The 11,395-nt window shown below is 71.5% G+C and carries 11 protein-coding genes and 1 pseudogene; 7 read left to right on the plus strand and 5 right to left on the minus strand.

Annotated features, from left to right (window positions below; translation table 11 throughout):
* The 4 genes and pseudogenes from QM634_RS12110 to QM634_RS12125 all read left to right on the plus strand — a co-directional run.
* A pseudogene (locus QM634_RS12110) lies at positions 1–428 on the plus strand (ArsA family ATPase); the annotation flags it as partial.
* 69 nt (positions 429–497) lie between these two features.
* The gene (locus QM634_RS12115; protein WP_415043031.1) at positions 498–857 is read left to right on the plus strand and encodes a hypothetical protein; all 360 of its coding nucleotides are present in this window, start codon (positions 498–500) and stop codon (positions 855–857) included.
* Positions 858–873: 16 nt separating this feature from the next.
* Positions 874–1,878, plus strand: coding sequence for an ROK family protein (locus QM634_RS12120; protein ID WP_415043032.1), 1,005 nt, complete (start codon positions 874–876; stop codon positions 1,876–1,878).
* A gap of 63 nt (positions 1,879–1,941) precedes the next feature.
* Positions 1,942–2,670 carry a lysophospholipid acyltransferase family protein gene (locus QM634_RS12125; RefSeq protein WP_415043033.1) on the plus strand — a complete coding sequence of 243 codons (729 nt, stop codon included), beginning with the start codon at positions 1,942–1,944 and terminating at the stop codon, positions 2,668–2,670.
* A 1-nt stretch (position 2,671) separates the two neighbouring features.
* On the opposite strand, the gene QM634_RS12130 is transcribed toward QM634_RS12125, so the two are convergent.
* Positions 2,672–3,898 (minus strand): mannosyltransferase, encoded by a 1,227-nt coding sequence (locus QM634_RS12130; RefSeq protein WP_415043034.1) that lies wholly within the window; start codon positions 3,896–3,898, stop codon positions 2,672–2,674.
* 59 nt (positions 3,899–3,957) lie between these two features.
* Between QM634_RS12130 and QM634_RS12135 the strand changes: the two genes are divergently transcribed.
* Together QM634_RS12135 and QM634_RS12140 are read left to right on the plus strand one after the other, a co-directional pair.
* Positions 3,958–4,446 carry a polyadenylate-specific 3'-exoribonuclease AS gene (locus tag QM634_RS12135; protein ID WP_415043035.1) on the plus strand — a complete coding sequence of 163 codons (489 nt, stop codon included), beginning with the start codon at positions 3,958–3,960 and terminating at the stop codon, positions 4,444–4,446.
* 9 nt (positions 4,447–4,455) lie between these two features.
* The gene (locus tag QM634_RS12140; protein ID WP_415043036.1) at positions 4,456–5,850 is read left to right on the plus strand and encodes a class II 3-deoxy-7-phosphoheptulonate synthase; all 1,395 of its coding nucleotides are present in this window, start codon (positions 4,456–4,458) and stop codon (positions 5,848–5,850) included.
* A 15-nt stretch (positions 5,851–5,865) separates the two neighbouring features.
* Here the strand turns inward: QM634_RS12140 and QM634_RS12145 are convergent, their stop codons facing one another.
* On the minus strand, positions 5,866–7,062 hold the full coding sequence (locus QM634_RS12145; protein ID WP_415043041.1) for a protein kinase domain-containing protein: 1,197 nt from the start codon (positions 7,060–7,062) through the stop codon (positions 5,866–5,868).
* 118 nt (positions 7,063–7,180) lie between these two features.
* On the opposite strand from QM634_RS12145, the gene QM634_RS12150 reads away from it, so the two are divergent.
* The gene (locus QM634_RS12150; RefSeq protein ID WP_415043037.1) at positions 7,181–7,546 is read left to right on the plus strand and encodes an Rv2175c family DNA-binding protein; all 366 of its coding nucleotides are present in this window, start codon (positions 7,181–7,183) and stop codon (positions 7,544–7,546) included.
* 19 nt (positions 7,547–7,565) lie between these two features.
* Here QM634_RS12150 and QM634_RS12155 read toward each other — a convergent pair whose 3' ends face one another.
* From QM634_RS12155 to QM634_RS12165, 3 genes are all read right to left on the minus strand, one after another.
* Positions 7,566–8,975 (minus strand): oxygenase MpaB family protein, encoded by a 1,410-nt coding sequence (locus tag QM634_RS12155; protein WP_415043038.1) that lies wholly within the window; start codon positions 8,973–8,975, stop codon positions 7,566–7,568.
* Positions 8,976–8,992: 17 nt separating this feature from the next.
* Positions 8,993–10,459, minus strand: coding sequence for a polyprenol phosphomannose-dependent alpha 1,6 mannosyltransferase MptB (gene mptB, locus QM634_RS12160; RefSeq protein ID WP_415043039.1), 1,467 nt, complete (start codon positions 10,457–10,459; stop codon positions 8,993–8,995).
* Positions 10,460–10,497: 38 nt separating this feature from the next.
* On the minus strand, positions 10,498–11,395 hold an 898-nt coding region (locus QM634_RS12165), incomplete at its 5' end, for a polyprenyl synthetase family protein (protein ID WP_415043040.1).

Raw genomic sequence — 11,395 nt, forward strand, 5'->3', positions numbered from 1 at the left:
CCCTCGACGGATTCGACGACGAGGCGGCCGCCGCGGCGGCCGGTCTCGCCGCGACGGCGGCCCGGATCCCACGGCTCGACGGGCCGGTCGACCGGGTGGCGCGGTTGCGCCGACTCGGCGTCGAGTTCCGCGAACCGACCGGCACCCGCGTCGGCACGGCCGCGGCGTCGGTGGAGCGGGTCGAGGGCAGCGGCGTGGACGCCGTCTACGAGATGCGCTGGCACCAGCCGTTGCCCGACCCGTCGGCGTTGGGACTGGGCCGGGCCGGCGACGACCTGCTGGTCACGATCAGCGGCTTCCGGTTCCCCGTGCGGTTGCCCTCGGTCCTTCGCCGCTGCTCGGTGGTGGGCGCGGACTGGGACGCCGACGAGATGTGTGTGCGGTTCACCCCCGACCCGTCGGTGTGGCCCACCCGGCCGACGGCCTAGTCGACCGCCGCCACCCGTGCAGGTGAGCGCTGCCGCGCCGACCACCCCGGTCGGGTACCGTTTTGACCCATGGGAACTCCGAATGATGCCGGTGGGACCGGCAACGGTGCGGGTTCGACCGATGCGGTGATCGAGGCGGTCCGGGAACTGTTGTCGGGCCTGGCCGCGCAGATCGACCACCTGGCCGGCGTATTCGCGCCCGGCGCGGCCGCCGGCACGGTGGCCGAGGGCCTCGCCGCCGAGGTCTCCGGCGACATTTCCACACTCTTCGCCGAGGTCGGCGAGCTGTTGGCGCGTCTGATCGCCACCCTGATCGCCATCCTGGAAGCCGCGGTCAAGGTGCTGCGGTCGGCGCCCGCCGACGGTGGGCAGGCCGCGGCGGCCGCCTACCAGGACATCGCCGTCGCGATCGGTCGGGACCACCGGTGACGGGCGCGCCGGTCCGATGAGCGAACCGACCATCGGCATCGACATCGGGGGCACGAGCGTGCGGGCCGCCGTCGTCGACGACCGTGGTCAGATGCTCGACACGCTGCGCGCGGTCACCCCGGCGACGGCGGAGGCGCTCGAACACTGCCTCGACCGATTGGTCGGCGAATTGCGCGCGCGCTGGTCGGTGGCCGGGGTGGGGCTGGCCATTGCTGGCTTCCTGACCCGCGACCGCTCAACGGTCCGCTTCGCACCGCACCTGCCCTGGCGGGAGGCGCGGGTGGCCGAGGAAATGTCCGCGCGCATCGGCCTGCCCGTCTTCGCCGAGCACGACGCGAATGCCGCGGCGGTCGCCGAGTGGCGATACGGCGCCGCCGGTCACGGCCACAACTCCCTGGTCCTGGCGATCGGCACCGGCATCGGTGCCGGGCTGGTGCTGGAAGGACGGCTCTACCGGGGCAGCCACGGCGTCGCACCCGAGCTCGGGCACCTGGTGATCGTCCCCGGCGGCCGGCCGTGCGGCTGCGGCAAGCGCGGCTGCTGGGAGCGGTACTGCAGCGGCACCGCGCTCGTGGACACCGTCGTCGAACTCCTCGCCAACGGCGAATGGGGCCGGTCGGCGCTCGCCGCGGAACTGGCCGCCGACCCCGGGTCGGTGACCGGTCGGCGCATCGCGGCCGCGGCCAACGAGGGCGATCCGCTGGCCCTGTCCGCCTTCGCCTCGTTCGCCACCTCGCTCGCGCACGGGCTGGCGATGATCGCCGATGTCTTCGACCCCGACCTCATCGTCATCGCGGGCGGCGTCGGCCGCGCCTCGGGGCTCTACCTCGACGACGCGCGCGAGCAGTACGCCTCCCTGCTGACCGGTGCCGGGCACCGCACGCTCGCGCGCATCCGGGGCACCCAACTGGGCGAATCGGCCGGCATGATCGGCGCTGCCGAGGTGGCCCGATCGGAGTTGGCGAGGGCCGCGGGTTCCGACGGCGACGTGCCGCTGGCGCGCGCCACGATGGGGGAGTGACCGCCGATCCGGCGACGGGGATCCGGCGCACCGCGGTCGGCGGACCGGGGTAGTCTCAGCGGCATGTGGTTTTGGATCTTCAAGTACATCCTGATGGGTCCGTTCCTGCGGTTGATCGGCCGCCCCAAGGTCTACGGATTGGAGAACCTCCCGAAGACGGGACCGGCGATCCTCGCCAGCAATCACCTCGCGGTCGTCGACAGCTTCTACCTGCCGCTGGTGATCCCGCGCCGCATCTACTTCCTGGCCAAGGCCGAGTACTTCACCGGCACCGGCTTCAAGGGCGCCTTCCAACGATGGTTCTTCGGCTCCACCGGCCAGATCCCGATCGACCGTTCCGGTGCCGATGCGGCGGCCGGTGCGCTGAACGCCGCCAAGAGCAAGCTCGACGAGGGTGAGCTGATGGGGATGTACCCCGAGGGCACCCGTTCCCCGGACGGGCGTCTCTACAAGGGCAAGACCGGATTGGCCCGGTTGGCGCTGGAGACCGGCGTGCCGGTCATCCCGGTGGCGATGAAGGGGACCGAGGACCTCAACCCGCCCGGCACGGTCATCCCGCGGCTGGCGCGCATCGAGGTGCACATCGGCAAGCCGTTGGACTTCTCCCGTTTCGAGGGCATGGGCGGCAACCGCTTCATCGAGCGCGCCGTCACCGACGAGATCATGTACGACCTGATGCAGCTGTCTGGTCAGCAGTACGTCGACCTGTACGCCGCGGACCTGAAGAACAGCGGATCGACGCCCGAGGACGTGCTGCGTCAGTCCTCCGCGGATTCCTCGCCGGCCGCCTGAGTCAGTCGGCGACGGATTCGGACTCGGCCGCGGGCTGCGCGGCGGCTGCCGTCGCCGGCCGTGTGAGGGCCAGCCAGGCCAGCGTCGCCAGTGCCAGGAGCGGCCATGCGGCACCCGCGACGACGGTCACGGCCGACGGCAGTGCGATGTCGTGCTGCTCGGCCAGTCGCAGCAACCACGGCACACCGGCGATGCCGACGGCGAACCATGTCCACGCCAGCGCACGTCCGCCGGGGCGCTGTCGCCCGCCGCCGAACCAGAGCCAGATCGCCAGCGGCACCAGCCACACCCAGTGGTGGACCCAGGAGATGGGGGAGACCAACAGACCCAGCAGCTGCACGATGAGCAGGACGGCCAGCCAGTCATCGGTGTCGTCGGTGCTGCCGTCGCGGTGCACCGCGCGCCACGCGGCGAAGGCGAGGGCGGTGGACACCACGACCGCCGCGATCCAGAGCAGGCCGGTGCCGACGTCGTGGTCGACGAGGCGGGAGAGTGCCCCGCGCAGACTCTGGTTCATGACGAGCTCGGGCTCGCCGATCCGATCGGCGTCGCCGATCAGTTCGCCGAAGTAGGTGCGCGTGACCTGCGGGAAGAACAGCAGGCAGCCGAGCAGGGACGCGCCGAAAGCGGCCGCCGCGGCGACGGCACCGAGCGGGCGGCGCACCGCCAGGTACCAGACTGCGCTGATCGCCGGGGTCAGCTTGATGGCCGCCATCAACCCGATCAGCGCACCGCCGGCGAGTTCACCCTTCCGGCTGCGCGCCCACGACACCGCGGCCAAGGTGCCCAGCATGAGGAACACGTTGATCTGCCCGTAGTCCAGCGTGACGCGGACCGGTTCGCACCAGACCGCGATGGCGGTCCACAGTGCAGCGACCGGGTACACGCCGGTTCGTCGGCCGCACAGTCGCAGGGCGAGCACAACGCTGCCGTACAGCGCGGCGACGGTCGCCGCCTGCCACCCCCAGGCCACGACGTCCCACGGCAGCAGGCTCAGCGGATAGAGCACGACCGCCGCGAACGGCGGATAGGTGAAGGGGAGCGGGGTGGCGGTGGGGCCGTCGTAGACGAAGTCGTAGAGCGTGCCGCCGGGCAGGCCCGCGGCGCCGTCGCGGTAGACGTGGAGGTCGACGAAGTTGGCACCGTTGGTGCTGAGAGCGACCCACAGGATCCGCCCGACCAGTGACGCCGCCAGGAACGCGGTCGCCCACATTGACCTGTAGCGCACGGGATCACAGAGTACACCGCGGACAGCGCCCCGCCCGGGTGTGGCGGATACTGGTGCCCATGCGGTTCTTCTACGACACCGAGTTCATCGAGGACGGGCGCACCATCGACCTGGTGTCGATCGGGGTGGTGTCGGCCGACGGCCGCGAGTACTACGCCGTCTCCACCGAGTTCGACCCCGAGCGGGCGGGAGATTGGGTGCGCGCCAACGTGCTGCCCAAGTTGCCGTCACCGGCGTCAAAACTGTGGCGGTCCCGGCGGCAGATCCGCGACGAGCTGTACGACTTCCTCACCGCCGACCCGGGCCCGGTGGAGCTGTGGGCGTGGACCGGCGCCTACGACCACGTGGTGCTCTGCCAGCTGTGGGGCCCGATGACGGCCCTGCCGCGCGAGCTGCCGCGCTACACCCGCGAATTGCGCCAGGTGTGGGAGGAGGCGGGCCGGCCGCCGCTGCCCAGCCTGCCCGACGATGCGCACGATGCCCTCGCCGATGCTCGGCACAACCTCGCCAAGTGGGAGCGGATCGTCGGGCCGAATGCGGTCGATTAGGCTGTTGCCGTGGTGAATTGGACTGTCGACGTACCGATCGACGAGCTGCCCGAGCTGCCCCCGCTGCCCGGGGACCTGCAGCAACGATTCGAGGATGCGATCTCCCGCCCGGCGCTGCAGCAGCCGAGCTGGTCGGCCGACGAGGCCGCCCGCATGAGGACCGTGCTCGAGAGCGTGCCGCCGATCTGCATGCCCGCCGAGGTCGAGACGCTCTCGGCCCGCCTCGCCGAGGTCGCGCGCGGGGAGGCCTTCCTGCTGCAGGGCGGCGACTGCGCCGAAACCTTCGCCGACAACACCGAGCCGCACATCAAGGGCAACATCCGCACGCTGCTGCAGATGGCGGTCGTGCTGACCTACGGCGCCAGCATGCCGGTGGTGAAGGTCGCGCGCATCGCCGGCCAGTACGCCAAGCCGCGGTCGGCCGACACCGACTCGCTCGGCCTGCCGTCCTACCGGGGCGACATGGTGAACGGTTTCCCACCCGACGCGGCGGTCCGCGCCCACGACCCGTCGCGCCTGGTGCGCGCCTACGCCAACGCCGCCGCGGCGATGAACCTCGTGCGTGCCCTGACCGGGTCGGAGGCGCGGCTGCACAAGGTCCACGACTGGAACCGCGAGTTCGTCCGCACGTCGCCGGCCGGCGCCCGCTACGAGGCTCTGGCCGCCGAGATCGACCGCGGGCTGAACTTCATGGACGCCTGCGGTGTGCGTGACGCGAGCCTGGAGTCGGCGGAGATCTTCGCCTCGCACGAGGCGCTGGTGCTCGACTACGAGCGCGCGATGCTGCGGCTCGCCCAGGCCCCCGAGGGGCAGGAGGGCCAGGTGCTGTACGACCTGTCGGCCCACTTCCTCTGGATCGGTGAGCGCACCCGGCAGCTCGACGGCGCCCACATCGCCTTCGCGGAGCTGATCAGCAACCCGATCGGGGTCAAGATCGGCCCGACGACCACGCCGGAGCAGGCCGTCGAATACGTCGAGCGGCTCGACCCGCACAACACGCCGGGGCGGTTGACGCTCGTCGCGCGCATGGGCAACGGCAAGGTGCGCGACGCCCTGCCGCCGATCGTGTCCGCCGTCGAGGCGACCGGCCACAAGGTCATCTGGCAGTGCGACCCGATGCACGGCAACACCCACGAGGCGTCGACCGGGTACAAGACCCGCCACTTCGACCGCATCGTCGACGAGGTGCAGGGCTTCTTCGAGGTGCACCGCGCGTTGGGCAGCCACCCGGGCGGCATCCACATCGAGCTCACCGGCGAGAACGTCACCGAATGCCTCGGCGGCGCGCAGGAGATCTCCGACGACGATCTGGCCGGCCGGTACGAGACGGCCTGCGATCCGCGGCTCAACACCCAGCAGTCGCTCGAGCTGGCGTTCCTCGTCGCGGAGATGCTGCGCGGCTGAGGCGTTCTCGGGCCGCTACAGGTCCATGATCAGGTGCGCACCGATCCACCAGCCGGTGGCGGCGATGGCGCCCAGCAGCACGATCAGCACCCCCAGCCACGCGACGACGGTGAGTGGCCCGGCACCGGTGAAGGCCGGCGTGCCGTAGTCCTCGTCCTGGTCCGCGTGGTCGTCGCGTTCGAGGATGCTGCTGAAGTGGTGTCCCCGGTCGTTGTGGCCGAGCCGGTCGGCGGGGGATTCACCGCCCATCAGCGCGGTGCCGGCGGGCCCGATTCCGACTCGATCGGGATCGGCGCGGTGGAAGTCGGCCTGGGCGGCGCGTTCGCGGCGCAGCCGCGCAGCGGTGGCCCGTTCGGCCGATCGTTGGGGAGCCGGCACGGTGAACCGGGGCAGATCCAGGTCGTCGGCCGCCTGCGCCAGTGCGCGCGCCATGTCGAAGCCGTCGTCGAAGCGATCGACGGGATTGCGCTCGGTGGCGCGCAACACGATCTCGTCGAGCTGGCGGGGCACTCCGTCGACCACATCTCCGGGGGCGGGGACGTCATAGGTCAGCCGCGCATAGGCCAGCCCCAGCGGGGTGTCGCCGTGGAACGGGGTGCGCCCGGTCAACAGCTCGAACATGACGACGCCGGCCGAGTACACGTCCGACCGGGCATCGGCCTTGGTGGACTCGACCTGCTCGGGCGACAGGTAGGCGGCGGTGCCGAGGATGACGCTGGCCGAGGTGATACCCGCCTCGGCGACGGCCCGCACCAATCCGAAGTCGGCGATCTTCACGTCGCCGTCGTCGGAGATCAGGATGTTCTCCGGCTTGACGTCGCGGTGGACCAGCCCGGCCGCGTGCGCGGTGCCCAATCCGCCCAGGACCGGCTGCATGACCGCCGACACGGCGTGTGGGGGCATCGGGCCGCGTTCGCGCAGCAGTTCGCGCAGGCTGCCGCCCTCGACGAGCTCCATTACCAGGAAGACGACCGGCTCGTCGATGCCCTGGTCGTAGACGTTGATCAACCCCGGGTGCTTGAGACCGGCGACGGCGCGCGCCTCGAACTCGAAGCGCTTGAGGAACACCGGGTCGTCGCGATAGGCCGCGTCCATCACCTTCACGGCAACGGGTCGCTGCAGGCGCTCGTCGTGGCCGAGGTACACCGCGCTCATGCCGCCGCGCGCGATCAGCGCGTCGATGCGGTAGCGGCGGTCGACGAGAGCGCCGATGAGGCGGTCACTGGTCGCGGCCGCCGGGGAGTGGCCGGGATTCACCCTTGCGAATCTACCGGTCGACCCGGCCCGCGGCGGGGAGGCGGAGCCGGGTGGTGGTGGGTACGCTTGAGGGGTGAGCTCGCTGCCGCTGTCCGACGATTGCCTGCCCGACGACGCCGAGGTGCTGTCGCTCGAGGACGTGGCCGCCCGCCTGGGGGTATCGGCCAACCGCGTCCGCACACTGATCCACGACCATCACCTGCTCGCATTATCGCGCGACGGTCGGCCATGGGTGCCGGCGCTCTTCCTCGACGACGAGGGCATCGCCAAGCACTTCAACGGCCTGGTCGAGGTCCTCCTCGACGGCGGGTTCACCCGCGACGAGGCGATGCACTGGCTGTTCACCGAGATCGACGACCTGGGGATGTACCCGGCCGCGGCGATTCACACGCATTCCGCGCGCGAGGTCATCCGTCGCGCGCAGGCGGCGGCGTTCTAGCCGGACCGAGGCCCGGCGGCTAGCCCGCCGCCATCCGGGGCTCGGCGAAGCCCTTGCCGGAGGTCGACCCGTCGTGGTGCGTGTACGCCATCGCGATGTCGTGATAGCGCCGGGCGAAGGCTGCCATCCCGTCGACGAGCCGGTCGATTCCGGGCGGCCCGTTCCGATAGAGGACGCGCCGCACCGCGTTGGTGCCCGGCATCCTGTCGCGAAGGCCGGCGGCGCGGGCGTTCAGTTGTCCGACACGCTTGTACAGCTCGCCGTGGAGCCGGTAGGAGACGTAGAACTCGGGCGCCCCGTCGACGAACTCGCGGACCTCGCCGAGTCCGAACACCGGCACCAGCGGTGCGATCGCGGCCGCGGCGAACCCCTTGCACCCGGCCGAGACGAGCAGGGAACGGGCGATTCCCGGCCACCAGGACAGGTAGGTGTCGGTGAAGGCGTCGACGGGTTGTCGGACGGTGTGCATGAGTTCCTCGCGCCACCCCGACGGATCCCCGCCGCGGGAGAAGACGTAGTCCAGGGAGCGGATCATCTCTTGCCCGTCGCGCGCCCGCAGCCGGTCCGGGGCGCCGATGAGGTGACCGAACCACCCCGCGTACATCGCGATGTCGTCCAGGTCGCGGGCGGACAGGCGCCGACCGAGCCGGTGGTCGACGAGCCGGGTGAGCAGCGGGCCGTTGCCGAAAGCGAGGAGCGAGGTCGCCGCGATCGGTTCGCCGTACTTCAGGTAGTGCTCGTCGCCCCAGGCCTTCCGCAGACCGCGGCTGGCGAGAGCGTGCATGAGCCGCACCCTGGTGATGGTCTGGAACACCTCGGTCGTCGGGTCGTAGATGTCCGGCTTCGTCGCCAGGGCGAACATCCGGAAGGTCTCGACGTAGCGGCGGACTGAGTCCTGCTTGAACCGGCCGGTGGCGCCGGTCGCCGCGGAGATGTCGCCGGTCATCGCCGTCTCGAACAGGGCCCAACCGACGACGAGGCGCTGCGCGGACAGAGAAGCGCTCGAAATCAGGATGCGACCGCGGTCGGCCGACTTCAGATCCAGCCACGGCGGGCGCTCGGTGGCGCGCCGGAAGAAGGCGACCAGTTCGGGCGGGGCGTCGGGGACCGAGTCGATGCCCTGGGTGAGGGCGCGCTCGAAGAGGGGGCGCATGGTGGCCGAACCCTCGCGCTCGAAGAGGTCGACGACCGGGACGATGTGCTCGTCGGCCTGCCAGAACATGTCGTCGCGGGCCCGGGTGAAGTCGGACGGCGCGATGTCCTCGTCGATGTCGATCCACGACCCGAAGAGGTATTCGCGACTGGGCCGCCAGCGGTCGGCGAAGTCGTCGCGGCCCGGCGGGATCGGCCGGAGCGGCCGGTCCTCGTGGTCGCGGCGGTTGAAGTCGACGTCCGCCAGCGTCGGCGCTGCGGCATGTGTTGTGACCATGGTCACATGATCCCACATCAGGGCCGAGCGGTCAGCGACCTCAGCTTCAGCGGGTCAGGGTGCAGCAGCGACACGGCCGCCAGGATCCCCAGGCCGAAGGCCAGCAGGAGCTCGAGTGGCTTGTACAACACGATCGAATCGTCGGGTTGGAAGACGATCAACAGGACCGTCGAGGCGAGTACGACGACGGCGCGGACCCGGCCGGGCAGCGTGAACGCCACGGCCAGGCACAGCACCCACGTGTAGTACCAGGGCAGCGTCGACGGCTCCAGGAGTAGGACGGCGAGCATCGACAGGGTCATCCCGGCCATGGCCCGGCGCTCGTTCTGCCGGAAGCGGATCCAGAGGAAGACCAGGATCACGGCGAGTGCGGCGGCGCCGGCGCCGCGGGTGTAGACGAGGACGGCTTGCAGGTTCCAGGCGTGCCAGGGGGCGGCGATCCAGGTGATCAGGTGGCCCACGAGCGTCGGCACCGACAGCCAGTTGATGATCCGCCCCGCCCAGCCGAGGCCGGTGAGCCAGCCCAGGCCGAGGCCGCTGACCGCGGTGATCGCGCCGAAGACCGCGAGCGGTATCGCCGCGGTGGCCGCGAACACGGCGACGACGCGTCCGCGCCCGACGGGTCGGCCGTCGCGGCGCAGGTGCGACAGCCAGATCCAGAACACGAAGGGCACGGCGACGGCGGCGGTGATCTTGATGGTCGCCGCGAGGCCGAGCAGGGCCAGGCCCCAGGCGTGTCGGCCCGACACGGCGAGGGTGACGCCGGTGACCAGTACGCCCATCATCAGCAGTTCGACGTGGGCGCCGGCCACGAGGTGGATGAGGATCATCGGGTTGAGGAGCGCCAACCACAGGCCCTGCTGGCCGGAGGCGCCGAAATGGCGGGCCAGGCTCGGGATGGCCCACAGGCTCAACAGCAGGCCCGGGATCAGGACCGCGCGCATCAGTTGGACGCCGAGGATGACGTTGCCGTCGGCGAGCGCGGCGACGCCGCGGCCCAGCCACATGAACGTCGGGCCGTACGGGGCGGTGGTGGCGGCCCAGACCTGGGCCATCGAGTCGAGCATCGGCCCGGGCTGGTGGACGGGTCCGTCCGCATACGGGTTGAACCCGGCGCGGAACACCTCGGCCTGGGCGAGGTAGGCGTAGACGTCGCGGCTGTAGATCGGGACGGTCATCGTGAGCGGGGCGGCCCACGCGAGCACCGCGGCCTGCATGGCGCGCACGGACACGGGCGAGTCCGGATCGGCGACCAGCCGCCCGATGCGGACCCAGCAGACGACCAGGATTGCGACTCCGGTCCAGAAGGTGACCGCCGCCAGTGTCTTTCCGTGGCCGTAGGTGAGCCACTCCAGGCCGGCGTCGGCGGCCACGGTGTTCAGCCGGGGGACGTCGGCGACGCCGAAGGCGCCGAGGGCGACCAGGATCGAACCGACCACGCCGACGGGGAACTCCCGCTGCCGCCACCATGCTCGCCACGTCACGCTGCGATCGTAGACCGCGCCCGCCGCGGGCCCGCGGCCTAAGCCGTGCGGTGGGTGATGCGGTCGGCCAAGTCGACCAGTCGCCCGCGTGCCGCTTCCGAGGTCGGCAGGGCTGCGATCCCGGTGAGGGCGGCGGCGAGCTCGGACTCGATCCGGTCCTCGACGGCCGCCTGCGCCCCCGTGTCGGTGAGGATCGTCCGCGCCCGCGCCAGGCCGTCGTCGTTGAGTGGCGTGCCCAGCAGCGCCCGCAGTCGCGCGGCCTGCCCGGCGTCGGCGCGCGCGACTCCCTCGGCGATCAGGACCGTCCGCTTGCCGGTGATCAGGTCGTCGCCGGACGGCTTGCCGGTCAGGACCGGGTCCCCGTAGACGCCCAGGAGGTCGTCGCGCAGTTGGAAGGCGGTGCCCAGGCTCAGACCGATGGCCCGCAGCTGTGCGATCAGCGGCTCGTCGGCGCCACCGAGGACCGCGCCGAGTTCGAGTGGCCTCGTGACGGTGTAGCCGGCGGTCTTGTACTCGATGACGCGCTCGGCGGCGGCGAGGGACTCGTCGCGCCTCGCCTCGCCGGTGATGTCGAGGAGTTGGCCGGCCAGGACCTCGGTGCGCATCGTGCGCCACACCGGCGCGATGCGCGACGGCAGGGGGGCGACGAGGTCGTCGGCCCAGGCCAGTGCGAGGTCGCCGACGAGGATCGCCACCGATTCGCCGAACCGGTCGGCGTCGCCCTGCCAGCGCCCGGAGCGGTGGCGCTCACCGAAGACCCGGTGGACCGTCGGCCGGCCGCGCCGGGTCTGCGAGGCGTCGATGATGTCGTCGTGGACGAGGGCGCAGGCCTGCACCAGCTCGAGGGCCGCTCCCAGGTCGACGATCGCGGCCTCGGTGTCGTCGAGCGGGGCCGACCCGGCGCGCGCGCCGTGCGCGACGGCCCGGCCGGCGGCG

The organism is Gordonia sp. (in: high G+C Gram-positive bacteria) (assembly GCF_047606305.1).
Classification (GTDB): Bacteria; Actinomycetota; Actinomycetes; order Mycobacteriales; family Mycobacteriaceae; genus Gordonia.

Excerpts from the sequence above, each read along its gene's own strand:
- QM634_RS12155 (WP_415043038.1), bottom strand. The coding sequence starts at position 8,975 with ATGGTCACAACACATGCCGCAGCGCCGACGCTGGCGGACGTCGACTTC.
- QM634_RS12135 (WP_415043035.1), top strand. The coding sequence starts at position 3,958 with ATGCGGTTCTTCTACGACACCGAGTTCATCGAGGACGGGCGCACCATC.
- QM634_RS12120 (WP_415043032.1), top strand. The coding sequence starts at position 874 with ATGAGCGAACCGACCATCGGCATCGACATCGGGGGCACGAGCGTGCGG.
- QM634_RS12115 (WP_415043031.1), top strand. The coding sequence starts at position 498 with ATGGGAACTCCGAATGATGCCGGTGGGACCGGCAACGGTGCGGGTTCG.
- QM634_RS12125 (WP_415043033.1), top strand. The coding sequence starts at position 1,942 with ATGTGGTTTTGGATCTTCAAGTACATCCTGATGGGTCCGTTCCTGCGG.